Here is a 16,911-nt window from a genome sequence, read left to right on the forward strand (position 1 = left end):
TTACATCGGGGAGGATGGATCATGCGGGTACTCTGGCTGGTCGGCTCATTGGCTCTGGCGCTGCTGATCGCGGTGCTGACGCTGCAGGTCCCCGCGCCCGTCGGGGCCGGGGCCCCCGCCACAGCCTTCTCGACCGAACGCGCCATGGTCGACATCCGCGAGATCGCACAGCGCCCGCATCCCGTCGGCTCGGCCGATCATGCGCGGGTCCGGGCCGTGCTCCTGCAACGGATGGCCGAACTCGGCCTGCAGACCTCGACCCAGGCCGGAGCCCTGTCGCCCAAGGCGGCGCAACGGCTCGAGCGCGAGGGCGGCTCGGCGCACGGGATCGAACTGACCAATCTGGTCGGCGTCCTGCCCGGGCGGGATCCGCGCCTGCCCGCCGTCGCCCTGATGGCCCACTATGACACCGTGCCCGACTCCGCGGGGGCGGCGGACGACTCGACGGGCGTGGCCGCCATCCTAGAGGCCGTTCGCGCCATTCGCGCCCGAGGGCCGGCCGACCGGACCCTGGTCGTCATCCTGACCGACGGCGAGGAGCTGAACCTCGACGGGGCCCGCGCCTTCTGGGGTGGTCATCCCTTGCGCGACCGCATCGGGGCGGTGGTCAATCTGGAAGCGCGCGGCGGCGGCGGCCGGGCCATGATGTTCGAGACCGGGCGCGGCAATGCCGAAACCATCGCCCTGTTCGCCCGCGCCGGTGCCCGCGCCACGGGCGGGGTCTCGTCCAACTCCCTGGCAGTCTTCGTCTATGAGGCCATGCCCAACGGCACCGACTTCACCATTCCCAAGGCGCGCGGCGTGCAGGGGGTCAATCTCGCCTTCATCGGCCGCCCGGAACAGTATCACGCCGCCGTCTCGACCCCCGATGCGCTCGACCCGGGCAGCGTCCAGCATATCGGCTCACAGGCGCTGGAGACGGCGGACGCCCTGTTGCGGGCCCCGGCCCTGCCCGCCGCGACGGCCAATGTCGTCTATGCCGACCTGTTCGGCCGCGTCATCATCAGTCATTCACCGGTGATGGGATGGGCCTTGCTGGGGCTGGCCTTCCTCGGCCTCGGTCTGGCTGTCTGGCGCGCGAGGACCCGGGCCGAGTTGACCTTCGCCGACGCCGGGCGCGGCGCGCTCGACGGCCTGTGGTTCCTGTCGACGGGCCTGGTCCTGACCCAGTTCGTGCGGGTTCTGGCCGGGCCCATGGCGGGTCGGGCCGACAGTGCCGACGCCTATTACACCCTGCTGGCCCGGCTGCCGTGGATGGAGGCGGGGGCCGCCCTGACCGTGCTGGCGGTCGCCCTCGTCCTGTTCGGCGGACGGACCCGGCTGGATCGCCGCATCGTCGCCGGGGCCATAGCCCTGGCCGCCGTCGTGGCCCTGGCCCTGGGCGGGCTGAACCCGATCGTGATCGGGGCGGCTGTGGCCGCCGTCGGCCTGTCGCTCTTCCCCGGGCTCGCCGCCCGTTCGACCTGGGGCAGCTGGACGGGCCTGATCGGCCTGATCCTGCTCCTGGCGATCCCGGCACAGGCGCTGGCGCCCGAGGCCGCCTTCCTCTTCGTCTGGACCGGGCTGCTGGCCGCCGTCGCCGCCGCGCTGGCCGCCTTGCTCGACCCGTCACTGACCCGCACGCAGTCGCTGGCACCGGCGGCGATCGCCGCCGTGCCGGGCGGGGGCTGGATCCTGGCCCAGGCCCACGGCGTCTTCCTCGGCGTCGGCATGGACCTGCCCGGCGTGCTGGCCCTGCTCGGCCTGCTGGTGCTGATGCTGATCCGGCCGCTGAGTCCCGGGCAGGGACTGGCCCGCCCCCTCCTGATCGCGGCGGCGGCAGCCCTGCTGATCGGCGGCGGCCTGTCGGTCGCCGCCCAGGTGATGGAGCCTATGGTCGCGGCGAAGACGGCCTGACCCGGCCGCCCGGAAGCCGCTACTGGAAGGACGACCTCACCGTGAAGAAGAAGGCGCGTGGGGGCGCGAACGTCCGCTGGATGAAGCCATAGTTGGTGATCGGCAGGGCGTCGGAAACCACAATCTCGTCGGTCAGGTTGCGCACGGCGAAACTGGCGGAAACGCCCGACCGGACATGGCCGATCGTCACGGCCGCATCCACGAGGGTTCGTGCCTCCGACTGCAGCAGGGGATCGTTGGTGTTGTCGAAGAATATGGCGGTCCGGTAGTTGGCGCTGAGGTCTGCGCCGACGGTCCAGTCCCCGGCCAGGCTGCCCTGCCATGACAGGGCCGCAACCGCCGAGAATTCGGGGGATGCGGTCAGTCGGTTGCCAGACCGGTCGACCCCGTTGGCGTCGACAAAATCGGTGAAGGTCGCATCCAGCCAGGATGTGCTCACCCGCAGGTTCACATTCCGGGGCAAGGCCGCCCGAAGCGTGACGTCAATCCCCTTCATCTCGGCGTCCGCGCTGTCCAGCACCTGGCGGGCCGGGGGCGGTGTGGCGCGCAGGGTGAAGTCCTGCAGGTCCGAATAGTCGTAGAAGAAGGCGGCGGCATTGACCGCCAGCCCCTCGGTGAACCGCCATGTGGAGCCCGCCTCCCACGCGGTCACAAACTCCGGCGCCACGGGGCCGATGGTATCGGTCGGGAAGAGCGCCCCGCCGTTGAAACTGCCGGACTTGAAGCCGCGATTGACACTGACATAGGCGACCCGGTGCGCTGCCAGCTCATAGCGGGCGGCGAGACGCCACGATATGGCGTCGTCGGTCTGCTCGCCGCTCCGCTTCGGCGAGAGAACCGGATTGGCCGTGACCTCCTGAAAACGGGTCTCGGTTTCAAAGGACGTGCGTTCCCGGGTCACCCGCGCACCGGCGGTGAGGAAAAGCCGGTCGGTCGCGCGGAAGTCTGTTTCCGCGAACAGGGCAACCGACCGGGTGTCGAGGGTGTAGGTCTGGGCCAGTCGGAACGGCCCGAAGGCAAACAGGAACGGATCGTCGATAAAGCGGACGCCGGCTGCGCGCAGGGTGCCGAGGGTCGAGAACCGGTTGGTCGTGCTCAGGCTCTCATCCAGTCCGAAAGCACCGGCGCGCCAGTCAAACCGGCCCTGCTGTCCGCCGAACAGGAACTCCTGGGTGAAGACCCGGCTCTCGTTGTCGAAATCGAGGGACACCAGATCCAGCGGGCTGGCATCGGTGTCTTCCCGGACATCCCGGTCCGCGAACCGCCAGGAGGTGATCGAGGTCGCTTCGATGGGGCCGGCGCGGTGCAGGGTCAGCACCGCCCCGCCCGTGTCCAGATGTTCGCGGCTGTCGCGGTCAAAGCCTTCCGAGAACGGATCCGCCGAATAGCGATAGCCGAGAAGATTGAGACACTCCCCTGCGAGGACCCGTTGCGGCGCGCAGGGAATGAAGGCCGGTCCGGCCGGTGGCGGGGTGGCAAAGCCCTCCGGGGCAAACAGGCCGAGGCCCTCGTGGGCCGTCATGGCCGACCGGTCATTGCCGTAGTCGACGATCAGTCCGGCCGACCAGGGCCCGCCCGTGTCGGTGTCGGCGCGCAGCCGGATGGCGAAGGTCTCGATGCCGTTCTCTTTGCCGCCGGTGAGGGTGTTGTCGGTATAGCCGTCCGACTTGCGATAGGTGGCGGCGACCCGCGCCAGAATCGGTCCCAGCCGACCGGTGTCTGCGGCGACGTCATAGGTCTGCAGCCCGAACGACCCGACGCCGGCGCTGAGGTCGAGCCCGGGCGTGTTGCCGGGCGCATTGGTCTTGAAGATCAGGGCCCCGCCCGTCGAGTTCCGGCCGAACAGGGTGCCCTGCGGCCCCTTCAGGATCTCGGCTCCGGACAGGTCGAACAGGGCGACGTTCTGGGCCAGGGGCGAGGCGATGAAAGCCTGGTCGAGATAGACCGCGACCCCGGGATTGGCGCTGGGGTTCACATCGTTCGAGCCGATGCCGCGGATGAAGAACTGGGGTGCCGAGGAGCCGAAAATGGACCGCTCGGTCACACTGGCGGACAGGCCCGCCAGATCGGAGGCCCGGAACAGTCCGGCCTGGCTTACGGCGGCCGCATCAAGCGCCTCGACGCTTCCGGGCACGTCTTCCACCGGCGTTTCGGTTCGGCGTGCCGTGACGATCACTTCGTCCAGCATCTGAACCTGACCGGCAGGATCAATCTGTTTCGCCTCGACCATGGGCGTTTGCAGAAGGAGCGCGAGGATCATGTCACTGTTTCCGTTCAGTCAGGCAGGAGTCGGGACGCAAGGACTCAACCGCGCTGACGGTAATGAAAGAAAACGGGTGGCCACAGGCCACCCGTTCCCTGTTTCCCGGCGGTACTCAGCCGGTTTACGCGTGAGCCGCGGTGGCGTTCTTTGCGCGCCACTCCTGGCTCTTGGCCGATGCGATCATGAAGATGAGCACACCGAAGCCGGCCTTCGCGACGATGTCGGCGATGGTGTAGCCGACCTGAACGATCATGGCCGCATCTCCGCTCATCGTGGCGATGTTCGCATTCCCCGCACCAAACAGAAGCGGTGCAAAGTACACGACCGGGTAGAAGCTCCAGGACAGAACCGTCACGATGATCGCCAGATTGACCAGGCCGCGGGCTTCTTCCGGCTGGTTCTTGATCGATCCCCGCAGCCCGACGAACAGTTCGAACAGGATGAACAGGAACGGAATCATCGAGAGGGCACCCCACAGCAGGCGGGTGCTCATGTCGGTGGCGATCTCGCCCGGATAGCCGAGGGCGACCATGAGCGCGGCGAGCACGCCCAGTCGAACGCCCTTCGAGATCGTCGCAGCCCGCGACAGACCCATGACCAGGATGAGTTCGACGAGCAGCAGGGGAACCGTCAGAAGCCAGTCAACGTAGCGATAGGCATCGTTGAACTTCTCGCCGGACGGCGCGACCGTGCCGGCAACGGCATCGACGGAAAAGGCCGACGACCAGCTGCCAAAGATTCTCCAGTAGTGATAGGCCGCGATGAAGGTCACCAGACCCGAAATCACCAGCGCCGCCCTGTATTGGGGCGCTACCGTGTCCCGGCTGAGCCAGAAAAACAGGGTGGCTGCGCCCATGGTCGCAATACTGAACGAGAACGCGTTGTACACCAGTTCATACTGGCCTAAAGTCATAGATTCCATTGACGTTTCCTCGGTTAATACCGTTATTATACTTATTCGTTTTTTACTTTGAACGGGACGGCTAGAGGTCACTGATATAAGAACTGTTCAACGATTACTGGCCCCGGAATTGATCCGGAGCTTGCCGCTCAGTGAGCCGGCATTTGTTCATTCAGACTGAAAATGAAAACGAACCAGCAGCGCCCACCCCTCCACGCTAATCGTTAGGAGCTTGCGGATTGGCACACCATACGGCCTTTAGGCGGTATGGTCCGAGCAGTTGTCTGACCGTGAAGTCTAGAGTCCGGCCTCAACGGCCAGACGAATCGCATCTGCCACATTGTGTGTGCCAATCTTTTCCAGGATCAGCGACCGGTGCATCTTTACGGTCTTCTCGCTGAGACCGAGATTGAAGGATATCTGCTTGCTGCGATATCCGGCTGATATCTGCTGCAGGACTTCGCGTTGACGTGGCGAAAGCGTCCCGACGATTTCGCGCGCCCTTTGGTGTCGGCAGGACAGGGGGCCGGTCGCGCCTTCATCCAGTTCGACCTGGGAGCCGAGGAAATACTCCAGCTCCCCGTTCGGCAGGAATATGGGTGCCACCAGGACAGCGTTCCGGAACGGCGTGCCGCAGCGCTTGTAGTTCAGGATCTCCACCAGTGTCGGCTTCCGGTTCAGCGTGCCCTGGCGAATCCGGTCCGTCAGCCAGGGCTCCGTCGCCGGCCCGGCGAGAAAGCGGCAGTTTCGTCCCAGGATCTCGTCCGTGCCGTAACCCGTCAGGTCGCAAAACGCCTTGTTGACCCCGATGATGGGATTGTCCGGCAGGCGCGGGTTACTGATGACCGAAGCGATCGGACTGTTCACGATGGCCGACATCAAGGCGACGCCGTCCTCGTCCATATCGTAACAGGTCAAACGCATGACGCCCCCCGGCGCGGCCCAAGGCCTGCCCCAACCATCACCTAGCCCAATCCGGTGAGGATTGGCGGCAAGAACGGAATATGATTCGTCTTGCGTTGAAATGACAATGGCAAGGACGGCATCACCCCCGATCCTGCGTTCGACAGACCACACTCTGCAGCCGGGGGCACCCGGCGGCTGAGGCGACCGACCTTCAGGTCGTGGATCCACAACCGAAGGCCCCGGCCAGACGCTACGTCAAATTCGGTCGCATCCTCGCAGGAACGCCCGGACCGTCAAAAAAGAACATATTGGCAACCGGAACAAACCGTGTACTAACTGCCGCTCAACAGGGAGCGGGTCCAGGCGGGTCTCTCCCGGAACCAGACGGGAATCATGGCAAAGGAGAGTGGCAAGGTGGCAGCTCAGGCGAATCTGAAATTGGTGACGCGGGACGACGGCGACAAACAGCGGGCTCTGGAGGCGGCGATCGCCCAGATCGACCGCGCCTTCGGCAAGGGCTCGGTGATGAAACTGGGCAAGAACGGCGTGACCGAAGCCATTCCTTCGGTTTCGACCGGCTCCCTGGGCCTCGACATGGCCCTGGGCATCGGCGGCCTGCCGCGCGGCCGGGTGATCGAGGTGTTCGGGCCGGAAAGCTCGGGCAAGACGACCCTGGCCCTGCACACCGTGGCCGAAATCCAGAAGGCCGGCGGCACCGCCGCCTTTGTCGACGCCGAACATGCGCTCGACCCCGGCTATGCCCAGAAGCTGGGCGTCAACCTCGACGACCTGCTGGTGTCGCAGCCCGATACGGGTGAACAGGCACTGGAGATCGTCGACACCCTGGTGCGTTCCGGCGCCGTGGACATTGTGGTGGTCGACTCCGTCGCGGCGCTTACGCCGCGCGCCGAGATCGAGGGCGAAATGGGCGACAGCCTGCCCGGCCTGCAGGCCCGTCTGATGAGCCAGGCCCTGCGCAAGCTGACCGCCTCGATCAACAAGTCGCAGTGCATCGTCCTGTTCATCAACCAGATCCGCCACAAGATCGGCGTCATGTACGGCTCGCCGGAAACCACGACGGGCGGCAATGCGCTGAAATTCTACGCCTCGGTTCGCCTCGACATTCGCCGCACCGGCGCGATCAAGGACCGCGACGAAGTCGTCGGCAACACCACCCGGGTGAAGGTGGTCAAGAACAAGGTCGCCCCGCCGTTCCGCGAGGTCATCTTCGACATCATGTACGGCGAAGGCATCTCCAAACTGGGCGAGATCATCGACCTGGGCGTCAAGGCCGGGATCGTCGAGAAGTCGGGTAGCTGGTTCTCCTACGACAGCCAGCGCATCGGCCAGGGCCGCGAGAATGTGCGCGCCTTCCTCAAGGCCAATCCGGACATCGCCGACTCGATCGAGAAGGCCGTGCGCGCCTCGACCAGCAAGATCGCCGAAGAGCTGCTGGGCACGCCCGAACCGGACGAAGGCCAGGACCTCGAGGGCTAGGACCGGACACCCCTCCCCTTCCGGGGAGGGGGACCGTCGGAACGACGGCGGAGGGTTGGAGACGGTCGCATGCGGCCGACGACGCCCTCGCGCCGGAGCCACGATCAAACCCCTCCACCACGCTGTGCGTAGTCCCGTCGGCGGATCGGCTCCGTCGACACACCTCCGCCCCTGCGGTGGAGGCATGAACCTTCTCCGGCCGGGTCCCGCGACCCGCCTCCGACCCCCGCAGGGCCGGGCCGGACGGAGCGGGCCGCCTGGTCTCCACCCGGACCGGGCGGCCCTTTTTTTGCGGGCCCCGCCTTACCGGCGAAGCGCCCGCGTCAGGGCCGGGCGGACCCGCAGGAAGGCGAGGTAGAGCCGCTCCAGTGCTCCGAGCACCGTCCGGTTGCGGGCCGCCAGCCCGAGGGGCCGCAACAGGGGAATGGCGCGCCACATGGCGGCAAAGGCGGCGGCGCCCGACAGCATGACCCCGTCCTCCCGCGCATGGAACCGGGCCAGTAGCTCAGCCCGGTCGATGGGGCAGTGCCCGCTACCGACGGCCACATCGGTAAAGACAATCGCCCCCCGCCGGTCCAGCCGGCGCATCACGGCGATTTCGCGCCGACACAGCGGGCAATCGCCGTCAAACCAGACCTCAAGCTTCGACATGGCCCCATCCTACACCCCTGGAGTGCCCACACGCCATCGGTGCCCTCCCGGCCGCCGACCGCAGCGATCACGGGTACGATCACGGGCGGGTGATGCATTGGGGCTGAAACCCCTATATGACGCCCCTTCCCCGTATCTCCCCCGACCGAACGCACACCGCCATGTCCAGCCTCAAACAGATCCGCTCGACCTTCCTCGACTATTTCGCCGCCGACGGGCACGAGAAGGTCCACTCCGCGCCGCTGGTGCCGCAGAACGATCCGACCCTGCTGTTCGTCAATGCGGGCATGGTGCCGTTCAAGGATTATTTCACCGGCGCCTCGACCCCGCCCTACCCACGCGCCACCAGCTCGCAGAAATGCGTCCGCGCGGGCGGCAAGCACAATGATCTGGACAATGTCGGCTACACCGCCCGTCACCTGACCTTCTTCGAAATGCTGGGGAATTTCTCCTTCGGCGACTATTTCAAGGAACATGCGATCGATCGCGCCTGGACCCTGGTCACCCGGGATTTCGGCCTCGACCCGAAGCGGCTGCTGGTCACGGTCTATATCGACGACGACGAGGCTGCGGCGATCTGGAAGAAGGTCACCGGCTTCGGCGACGACAAGATCATCCGCATCGCCGGCTCGGACAATTTCTGGGCCATGGGCGACAACGGCCCCTGCGGTCCGTGCACGGAAATCTTCTGGGACTACGGCGACCACGTCCCCGGCGGCCCGCCCGGCTCGCCCGATGAGGACGGCGACCGGTTCGTGGAGATCTGGAACAACGTCTTCATGCAGTTCGAGAAGGAGAATGACGAGATCGTCCGCTCCCTGCCGAAGCCGTCGGTCGACACCGGCATGGGCCTGGAGCGGATCGCCTCGGTCCTGCAGGGCAAGAATTCGGTCTTCGACACCGACCTGTTCCAGACCCTGATCACGGCCTCGGCCGAGGCCACCTCGACCGATCCGAACGGCGACATGGCCGCCAGTCACAGGGTCATCGCCGACCACCTGCGCAGCTCGTCCTTCCTGATCGCCGACGGCGTCACCCCCTCGAACGAGGGCCGCGGCTATGTCCTGCGCCGGATCATGCGCCGCGCCATGCGCCACGCCCACCTGCTGGGCGCCGCCGACCCCCTGATGCACCGGCTGGTGCCGACCCTCGTCAACGAGATGGGCGAGGCCTTCCCCGAGCTGAAGCGTGCCCAGGCCTTCGTCGAGGATACGCTGAAGCAGGAAGAGATCCGCTTCCGCACCACGCTCGGCCGCGGCATGGGCCTGCTGGAGGACGCGTCACGCGACCTCAGCGAGGGCGGGGTGCTGTCGGGCCAGACCGCCTTTACCCTCTATGACACCTACGGCTTCCCGCTCGACCTGACCCAGGACGAGGCCCGCCGCCGCGGCTTCACCGTCGACACCGACGCCTTTGACGCCGCCATGAACGAACAGAAGGCCCGCAGCCGCGAGCACTGGACCGGCTCGGGCCAGACGGCCTCGACCGGCGAATGGCTGGCCCTGCGTGACCGCCTCGGCCCCACCGTCTTCACCGGCTATGACGCCGTCGAGGGCTCGGGCGAGCTTCTGGCCATCGTTCGGGACGGTTCGTCCGTGGACGAACTGTCCACCGGCCAGACCGCCGAGGTCCTGTTCGACCAGACCCCCTTCTATGGCGAAGGCGGCGGCCAGGCCGGCGACCGCGGCGAGATCGAATGGACCGATGCCTCGGGCCAGCAGGGCTCGGCCACGGTCCTCGATGTCCAGAAACATGCCGGTGACCTGTTCGCCCACCGGATCGAAGTGACCGCGGGCGTGCTGGCCATCGGTGCCCGGGCGCAGCTGCGGTCCAGCGCGGCCGCCCGCCTGACCACCCGCGCCAACCACTCGGCCGCCCACCTGCTGCACAAGGCCCTGGCCAATGTGCTGGGCGGCCATGTGGCGCAGAAGGGCCAGATGGTCGACGCCGAACGCCTGCGTTTCGACTTCAGCCACAACGCCCCGGTGACCGAGGACGAACTGGCGCGGATGGAGGATGAGGTGAATGCCGTCATCCGCCAGAACCTGCCCGCCGATACGAAGATGATGGGCCCGCAGGAAGCCATCGCCGCCGGTGCCGTCGCCCTGTTCGGCGAGAAATACGGCGACGAGGTCCGGGTGCTGACCCTCGGCCGCGACCTGGTCCGGGCCGACAAGCCCTATTCGGTCGAACTGTGCGGCGGCACCCATGTCGCCCGCACCGGCGACATCGCCCTGTTCAAGATCGTCTCCGAGACCGGCATCGCCGCCGGCGTGCGCCGGATCGAGGCCCTGACCGGCGAAGCCGCCCGTCAGTTCCTGCTGGCCCAGGCCGGGGTGGCGAAATCGCTGGCCCAGTCGTTCAAGGTCCAGACCGCCGACGTTCCAGCCCGTGTCGAGGCCCTGACCGCCGACCGCCGCGCGCTGGAGAAACAGGTCGCCGAGCTGAAGAAGCAACTGGCCCTCGGCGGCGGCGGCGCTGCCGCCAATGCCGCGCCGGAAGAGATCAACGGCGTCAAACTGATCGCCCGCGTCCTCGACGGCGTCGACGGCAAGGGGCTGCGCGGCGTGGCCGAGGAGTTCCGCACCCAGGTCGGTTCGGGCGTCGTGGCCCTCATCGGCGTGACCGAAGGCAAGGCCGCCATCACCGTCGCCGTGACCAGTGACATGGCCGGCAAGGTCAATGCGGCCGATCTCGCCCGCGCCGCCGTCATCGCCATGGGTGGACAGGGGGCCGGCGGCAAGCCGGACTTCGCCCAGGGCGGCGCGCCGGACGGCTCGAAAGCCGAGGATGGTTTGACCGCGATCCGGGCGACACTGGCGGGGTAACCGCCACGTCTCCTCCCCCTCGCGGCGCGATGGGGCTTGCGGTCGGCTCGTATACGAGCCGATCCTCAAGGCTCGGAGCGTAGCCGAGAGACGGAAGGGTTCTTCACGCCCCACCGACCTCGCCCGCTTCCAGAACCCATCCGCCTGCTCGCAAAGGGCTCGCATGCCTCATGGCACAAGACCGTTTTCCACGGCTGGACACGTTCGCGTTGCAACTGCGGGATGCAGACGAGCGCCAATCGGAGTGAGAGCATAGCCTAGCGCAGGTCAAGAAAGCAATGTAGCGTGATCTTGGCCTAAAGTAGACAGGGGATGGGGAATGTCGGTAGCTTGTTCCGCCTGCGGACAGATGGCAGTTGGAAAATTCTGCGGTCAATGCGGTGCTGCAATCGGCAAGGACACCGTGGTTTCGGGTTTATCGGCCGGTCTGTTCGGGCCCGTTGTTGACTATTTCCGCTTTATGCCAACCGCCATGAATCCGGTGATGTTGGTTGCTGAAGTTAAAGAGCGAAGATTCACGTTTTCCCGGGCCATTGCCTTTGCAGCGTCGGCAATCTTTTTGGCAACAATTGTAGAGTACTTCTTTCCTTCGGAATCGAACCCCTTAAACCCGACGTTTCCGGGCCTTTCGGAGGCTATTGTACTCGCGGCGCTTGTCACCCTTCTCGCGCTGACGGGCTGGCCTCTTCACCTTCTGCTGAACATCGGCAAGAAGGGCGTTTCGTTTGGCCAGTTCATGATCGTAAACATTGCATTGACGGCGATATTCTATCCATGGCTGACGTTGTTTTATGGTATCTTGGCTACTTACGCTAACATCACTGACGGGGCCGAAAGGGTGTTATACGGAGTAGTTTTTCTTTACATTCAGGCATGGAAACTTCTCTACGATCGCTCCCTGTGGTCCACATTTGGCTATTATCTTCTCTACGTTGTCTTATTTTCCATTGTCGTTTCCGGCTTCATTCTTGCCATGGGATAGGCAGTACCGAGCTAGTGAGCTATAGAGAGCCGCGCGGGGCATTGTCAGCCCAAGCCGGTTGAGCGGTCATCGCCCGCATCCTCGACGGCGTCGACGGCAAGGGCCTGCGCGGCGTGGCCGAGGACTTCAGGAAACAGGGCGGCTCCGGCGTCGTCGCCCTGATCGGCGGCACCGACGGCAAGGCGGCGGTCACCGTGGCCGCGACGAGTGACATCATCGAACGCGTCAACGCCGCCGACCTCGCCCGCGCCGCCGTCATCGCCATGGGTGGACAGGGGGCCGGCGGCAAGCCGGACTTCGCCCAGGGCGGCGCGCCCGACGGGTCGAAGGCGGAAGACGGTCTGGCGGCGATCCGGACGGCGCTGGCGGGCTAGGCTCCCGCCCCGGTCTGCAGGTCCACGGCCGCAAGCTTCCAGTCGAACAGGCCACGCCGCTCAAGGATCAGGGCGAGGTGGTCATCGGGTTGGTCGCGATCCGTCAGGGTGACGGCGAATTCATTCAGGCTGCGAAAGCCCCAGGCCTGATGGATGTCGTCGCCGGCGGCCTTGTCCCCGGCCGGTTCGGGCTCCGGACCGCGGGCCGCATGGGGAGCCTGGGCCGTGGTGACCATGTGAGCGACCACCCGCGGCGTGACCACCGCATCTACCGCGCCGGACAGGACCAACGGTGCCAGCATCATGCCGAGACCGCCGAGCCCGCTGTCGGCAAGGCGGGGATCGCGGCTCATCCGCGCCGCGAGCTCGGCAGTGAGCTCGGCCTTCACACTTTCGCGCAGGGCCGGGAAATCGACCAGCGCCTCGATCTTGCGCTCATCCCCGGCCTTGGCCGCGCGGACCAGGGCCTGCGCCGTCAGCACCGGGGCGGCGGCCCAGGCGATACCGAAGAGGGCCAGGGCCCCGACAGAAACGCTGACGATCAGTGACTTCTTCATTCAACCCTCTGGCGTTGTAACGCCTCCTTGCCGCTACGGTTGCCCGAGTCGCGGAGGGCCGCCAAGGGGGCCGCCGTCAGCCGCCCCGCGCTCCGCTCTTGCCGACCATCGGCGCCGGCGGCGCTGTCACCGGTGCCGGCACTGGCTCCGGCACTGGCGCGACACCGTCAGGCAGGCCGATGTGGACCAGCATCCACTCGAACGGCCCCTTGCGCTCGAAAGTGAACACGGTTTCGGCCCCGCCCTCGTCGGCGACGCTCAACCGGGCCCGGTTGATGCTCCAGTAGACCGGCTTCGGCATCGGACCGCCGGTATTCGTATTGTCCGGTGACGGCAGGCCGCCGTCGACATACTGCGAGGCGGAGCGTCCCTCGCCCCGGGTCAGGGCCGCAAGGGCGGCAGGGGTCAGATAGGAGTCGACATCCGGCGTGCGGGGCGCGGTCGCCTGCTCGATCTGACGTCTTACCGCGCCGATGGGGTCTTCCAGGAACGTCGGCGCGGGCGCGGACGCCGCCGGGTTACCGTCAAGCTGGGGCCTCAGGGACTGGCGCACGGCGGGGTAGTCGATCAGTCGCGCCAGACCGGCGACGTCGCTGGTCTCGGCCGCCGAACGGATGGCGAAGAAGGCCACGGCGGGCGCGGCGAAGAAGATCAAGACCGAGGCCAGGACGACGAAACCGACCAGCCTGCCGAGCAGGCCCCCGCCGTCGCCACGACGCTTCGGGCTCCGGGCCCAGACCGGCTGGTGATGGTCGTCGGATGGCGTGTTCAAGACCGTCTCCCCCTCAACAGGCCCCATCAATGCACGAACCGGTGCCGGGCTCAAACGAAAGGCCCGCCGGACGCGAGTCCGACGGGCCTCTGCTTGTTTGGCCGCGGTCGTCGGCCCTTCGGGACCTCCCGACCCGACGCGGCCGGGGCCTATTTCTTCATCGCGACGGTGAGGTTCTCTGCCACCTTGTCGAGGAAGCCCTCGGTGCTCAGCCAGCCCTGGGTGTCGCCGACCAGCAGCGCCAGGTCCTTGGTCATGTAGCCGGCCTCGACGGTCTCGACGACGACCCGCTCGAGGGTCTCGGCGAAGGTGGCCAGTTCGGCGTTGTCGTCCAGCTTGGCGCGGTGCGAGAAGCCGCGCGTCCAGGCGTAGATCGAGGCGATGGAGTTGGTCGAGGTCGCCTCGCCCTTCTGGTGCTGGCGGTAGTGGCGGGTGACCGTGCCGTGGGCCGCTTCCGACTCGAGGATCTTGCCGTCCGGGGTCATCAGGACCGAGGTCATCAGACCCAGCGAGCCGAAGCCCTGGGCCACGACGTCGGACTGGACGTCGCCGTCGTAGTTCTTGCACGCCCAGACGAAGCCGCCCGACCATTTGATCGCCGCGGCCACCATGTCGTCGATCAGCCGGTGCTCATAGGTCAGGCCTGCGGCCTTGAAATCTTCGGCGAATTCCCGGTCGAACACGTCCTGGAAGATGTCCTTGAAGCGGCCGTCATAGGCTTTCAGGATGGTGTTCTTGGTCGACAGATAGACCGGGAAATTGCGGCCCAGACCGAAGGCGAAGCTGGCGCGGGCGAACTCGGTGATCGAGTCGTCGAGGTTGTACATGCCCATGGCCACGCCGGCCGACGGGAACTGGAACACCTCATGCTCGATGACTTGGCCGTCGTCGCCGGTGAAGGTCATCATCAGCTTGCCGGGGCCGGGGACGAGGAAGTCGGTGGCCTTGTACTGGTCGCCGAAGGCGTGACGGCCGACCACGATCGGCTGGGTCCAGCCGGGCACCAGGCGCGGCACGTTCGAGCAGATGATCGGCTCACGGAAGACCACGCCGCCCAGGATGTTGCGGATGGTGCCGTTCGGCGACTTCCACATCTTCTTCAGGCCGAACTCCTTCACCCGGGCCTCGTCGGGGGTGATGGTGGCGCATTTGACGCCGACGCCGTGCTTCTGGATGGCGTGGGCTGCGTCGATCGTCACCTGGTCGTCGGTGGCGTCGCGGTGCTCCATGCCAAGGTCGTAATAGTCGAGCTCGACATCAAGGAAGGGGAAGACCAGCTTGTCCTTGATCATCTGCCAGATGATGCGGGTCATCTCATCGCCGTCGATGTCCACGATGGGATTGGCGACCTTGATCCTGGTCATGCGGTTTCGCGCCTCTGATTGGGAATGAATGTGTGGCGGCGGTATAGCGGGGCATGCGGGCGGGCGCAAAGGGGCGCAGCCCCGTAAAGGCCGCCTGTCCGGGCCCTCAGGTCCGCATCAGCCCTTCCAGCACCGCCAGCGGCACGGAGCCGTTCAGCAGCACCCGGTCGTGGAAGGCCTTCAGGTCGAAGCCCGGTCGCGCCTCGGCCTCGGCCCGCAGCCGGGCGATCACGGTCTGACCCAGTTTGTAGGAACAGGCCTGGCCGATCGAGACGCAGTAGCGGTCGATCTCCTTCTCGGCCGACTCGGGCGGCTCGCCGCATTCCTCGATCATGTAGCGGATGGCCTGGTCGCGGCTCCAGCGCTTGTGGTGCAGGCCGGTGTCGACCACCAGCCGGACCGCGCGGAACAGATAGGACTGCAGATAGCCGACCCGACCCAGCGGATTGCCGGCATAGACATCCAGATCGTCCGCGGCGACCCGCTCGGCATACAGGGCCCAGCCCTCGTTGAAGGCGGAGTTGCCGGCCACCCGGCGATACAGCGGCAGGCTGCCCGCCTCGCGTGCGACGGTGATCTGGAAATGGTGGCCCGGCGAGGCCTCGTGATAGGTCAGGGTCGGCAGGCCCCATTTGGGCCAGTTCGCCGTGTTCGACAGGTTGATGTAATAGGCACCCGGCCGCGACCCATCCAGCGAGGCGGCCTGATAGTAGCCGCCCGGCGCGCCCAGCTCGATCGAGGGCGGCACCCGGCGGATCTCGACCTTCGCACCCGGCAGGGTGTTGAACACCCGCGGCAGCAACGGCTCCAGCGCGGCCATCTGCTGGTTCAGTGAGCCGATCAGCTCGACCTTGGCCTCGTCCGTATTGGGCCAGAGATGCTGCGGGTCCTCGCTGAGCGCCTTGATCCGCGCGCCGACCGAACCCTCGGCCATCCCCATGCCCTTGAGGATGGTGTCGATCTCGGCCTGGATTTCAGCGACCTGCTGCAGGCCGATGTCGTGGATGTCCTGGGCGCTGTAGTCGGTGGTGGTGAAGGCGCGCAGGGCCAGAGCATAGACGGTATCGCCCTGCGGCAGTTTCCAGGCCCCCGCATCCTCGGTCGCATTCGGGCGCTGGGCCTCGAAGACCGCGATCTGGCGGGTCAGGGCCGGCTTGATCTCGGTGTCGATCACGCCGGCCGCCCGGGCACCCCAGTCGCCGCCGATGTTGCGCTCGCCGGTCTTGCGGATCAGCGCCTGCAGCATGGCCATGTCATTGGCCGGCGTATCGCGGAGCGTCCGCAGCTGGGTCAGGGTCTTGTCCATCAGGAAGGACGGCAGCCTGACGCCGATGGCGGCGTCGGCCGCGATCCGCTCGCTTTCCTGATCCAGCACGGTCGCGAAGGCGGACAGACGCGCGATGAAGGCCGCCGCATCGGCCTCTGTCTCGACCCGGTGCTGGTTGGCCATGAAGTCCGGGACCGAGAAATAGGCCCCCGACCGCTGGGTTACGACATAGGGACCGATACCGCCGCCATAGGGGATGTCGGCGGCCCGGGCCGCGCCTTCCGCCGTGAACCGATAGACGGCCAGGGACACCTTCGCCTGATCCGACAGGCCCTCGTCCGACACCGTCCGGATCTCGGCCCAGCGGGCGCGGGCGCGGGCGCGGTCCGCCTCCGCGTCCGCCAGGCCGAGCGGGCGCAGCTTGCCGGCCAGATGGGCGCGTGCACCCCGGTCGAGCCCGAGGTTGGTCGCATATTCCGGCGACAGGTCGACATTTTCCTCGAACCAGCGGGTGAGCATGGCGTCCAGCCGGGCGTCGGCCGGCGACATCGTGGGGGCCGCGGTCTGGGCCATGGCAGGCATGGCCGCCATCAGGCCGAGGCCGGCGGAGGACAGCATCAGGCGGCGGCGGTCGATCATCGGGATATCCATTC

The 16,911-nt window shown here is 66.7% G+C and carries 12 protein-coding genes and 1 pseudogene; 5 read left to right on the top strand and 8 right to left on the bottom strand.

Features of this window, described 5'->3' with window-relative positions; genetic code table 11:
• Window positions 1-21: 21 nt before the first annotated feature.
• Window positions 22-1,896, top strand: a complete 1,875-nt coding sequence (locus Q0053_RS03685) for a M20/M25/M40 family metallo-hydrolase (RefSeq protein ID WP_298096185.1) — start codon at window positions 22-24, stop codon at window positions 1,894-1,896.
• Window positions 1,897-1,915: 19 nt separating this feature from the next.
• Here the strand turns inward: Q0053_RS03685 and Q0053_RS03690 are convergent, their stop codons facing one another.
• The 3 genes from Q0053_RS03690 to Q0053_RS03700 form a co-directional block, all read right to left on the bottom strand.
• Entirely contained in the window at window positions 1,916-4,156 is a 2,241-nt protein-coding gene (locus Q0053_RS03690) for a TonB-dependent receptor (RefSeq protein ID WP_298096188.1), read from the bottom strand.
• Between the two features lie 124 nt (window positions 4,157-4,280).
• Window positions 4,281-5,081 carry a bacteriorhodopsin-like gene (locus Q0053_RS03695; RefSeq protein ID WP_298096190.1) on the bottom strand — a complete coding sequence of 267 codons (801 nt, stop codon included), beginning with the start codon at window positions 5,079-5,081 and terminating at the stop codon, window positions 4,281-4,283.
• A gap of 276 nt (window positions 5,082-5,357) precedes the next feature.
• Entirely contained in the window at window positions 5,358-5,963 is a 606-nt protein-coding gene (locus Q0053_RS03700) for a LuxR C-terminal-related transcriptional regulator (protein WP_298096193.1), read from the bottom strand.
• Between the two features lie 417 nt (window positions 5,964-6,380).
• Here Q0053_RS03700 and recA point away from each other — a divergent pair, with 417 nt between their 5' ends.
• Window positions 6,381-7,463: a recombinase RecA gene (gene recA / locus Q0053_RS03705; RefSeq protein WP_298096196.1), complete on the top strand. Its 1,083-nt coding sequence runs from the start codon at window positions 6,381-6,383 to the stop codon at window positions 7,461-7,463.
• A 303-nt stretch (window positions 7,464-7,766) separates the two neighbouring features.
• Here the strand turns inward: recA and Q0053_RS03710 are convergent, their stop codons facing one another.
• On the bottom strand, window positions 7,767-8,114 hold the full coding sequence (locus Q0053_RS03710; RefSeq protein WP_298096199.1) for a DUF393 domain-containing protein: 348 nt from the start codon (window positions 8,112-8,114) through the stop codon (window positions 7,767-7,769).
• A 161-nt stretch (window positions 8,115-8,275) separates the two neighbouring features.
• Here Q0053_RS03710 and alaS point away from each other — a divergent pair, with 161 nt between their 5' ends.
• The 3 genes and pseudogenes from alaS to Q0053_RS03725 form a co-directional block, all read left to right on the top strand.
• Window positions 8,276-10,942, top strand: coding sequence for an alanine--tRNA ligase (gene alaS, locus Q0053_RS03715; protein ID WP_298096324.1), 2,667 nt, complete (start codon window positions 8,276-8,278; stop codon window positions 10,940-10,942).
• Between the two features lie 349 nt (window positions 10,943-11,291).
• Window positions 11,292-11,924: a hypothetical protein gene (locus tag Q0053_RS03720; RefSeq protein ID WP_298096202.1), complete on the top strand. Its 633-nt coding sequence runs from the start codon at window positions 11,292-11,294 to the stop codon at window positions 11,922-11,924.
• A 56-nt stretch (window positions 11,925-11,980) separates the two neighbouring features.
• Window positions 11,981-12,298, top strand: a pseudogene (locus tag Q0053_RS03725) (DHHA1 domain-containing protein); the annotation flags it as partial.
• Here the strand turns inward: Q0053_RS03725 and Q0053_RS03730 are convergent.
• The 4 genes from Q0053_RS03730 to Q0053_RS03745 all read right to left on the bottom strand — a co-directional run bounded on the left by Q0053_RS03730 (window position 12,295) and on the right by Q0053_RS03745 (window position 16,897).
• Window positions 12,295-12,855, bottom strand: coding sequence for a DUF2939 domain-containing protein (locus Q0053_RS03730; RefSeq protein WP_298096205.1), 561 nt, complete (start codon window positions 12,853-12,855; stop codon window positions 12,295-12,297). The pseudogene Q0053_RS03725 and the gene Q0053_RS03730 overlap by 4 nt on opposite strands.
• A gap of 76 nt (window positions 12,856-12,931) precedes the next feature.
• On the bottom strand, window positions 12,932-13,627 hold the full coding sequence (locus Q0053_RS03735) for a DUF2939 domain-containing protein (protein WP_298096209.1): 696 nt from the start codon (window positions 13,625-13,627) through the stop codon (window positions 12,932-12,934).
• Window positions 13,628-13,776: 149 nt separating this feature from the next.
• The gene (locus Q0053_RS03740) at window positions 13,777-14,991 is read right to left on the bottom strand and encodes an NADP-dependent isocitrate dehydrogenase (RefSeq protein WP_298096212.1); all 1,215 of its coding nucleotides are present in this window, start codon (window positions 14,989-14,991) and stop codon (window positions 13,777-13,779) included.
• 106 nt (window positions 14,992-15,097) lie between these two features.
• Entirely contained in the window at window positions 15,098-16,897 is a 1,800-nt protein-coding gene (locus Q0053_RS03745) for a DUF885 family protein (protein ID WP_298096215.1), read from the bottom strand.
• Between the last annotated feature and the right edge of the window lie 14 nt (window positions 16,898-16,911).

Source organism: Brevundimonas sp. (genome assembly GCF_027487935.1).
Classification (GTDB): Bacteria; Pseudomonadota; Alphaproteobacteria; order Caulobacterales; family Caulobacteraceae; genus Brevundimonas.

Coding starts and splice junctions, on each gene's coding strand:
- Q0053_RS03700 (WP_298096193.1), bottom strand. CDS start 5,963: ATGGACGAGGACGGCGTCGCCTTGATGTCGGCCATCGTGAACAGTCCG.
- Q0053_RS03685 (WP_298096185.1), top strand. CDS start 22: ATGCGGGTACTCTGGCTGGTCGGCTCATTGGCTCTGGCGCTGCTGATC.
- Q0053_RS03720 (WP_298096202.1), top strand. CDS start 11,292: ATGGCAGTTGGAAAATTCTGCGGTCAATGCGGTGCTGCAATCGGCAAG.
- Q0053_RS03710 (WP_298096199.1), bottom strand. CDS start 8,114: ATGTCGAAGCTTGAGGTCTGGTTTGACGGCGATTGCCCGCTGTGTCGG.
- alaS (WP_298096324.1), top strand. CDS start 8,276: ATGTCCAGCCTCAAACAGATCCGCTCGACCTTCCTCGACTATTTCGCC.
- Q0053_RS03695 (WP_298096190.1), bottom strand. CDS start 5,081: ATGGAATCTATGACTTTAGGCCAGTATGAACTGGTGTACAACGCGTTC.
- Q0053_RS03740 (WP_298096212.1), bottom strand. CDS start 14,991: ATGACCAGGATCAAGGTCGCCAATCCCATCGTGGACATCGACGGCGAT.
- Q0053_RS03745 (WP_298096215.1), bottom strand. CDS start 16,897: ATGATCGACCGCCGCCGCCTGATGCTGTCCTCCGCCGGCCTCGGCCTG.
- Q0053_RS03690 (WP_298096188.1), bottom strand. CDS start 4,156: ATGATCCTCGCGCTCCTTCTGCAAACGCCCATGGTCGAGGCGAAACAG.
- Q0053_RS03730 (WP_298096205.1), bottom strand. CDS start 12,855: ATGAAGAAGTCACTGATCGTCAGCGTTTCTGTCGGGGCCCTGGCCCTC.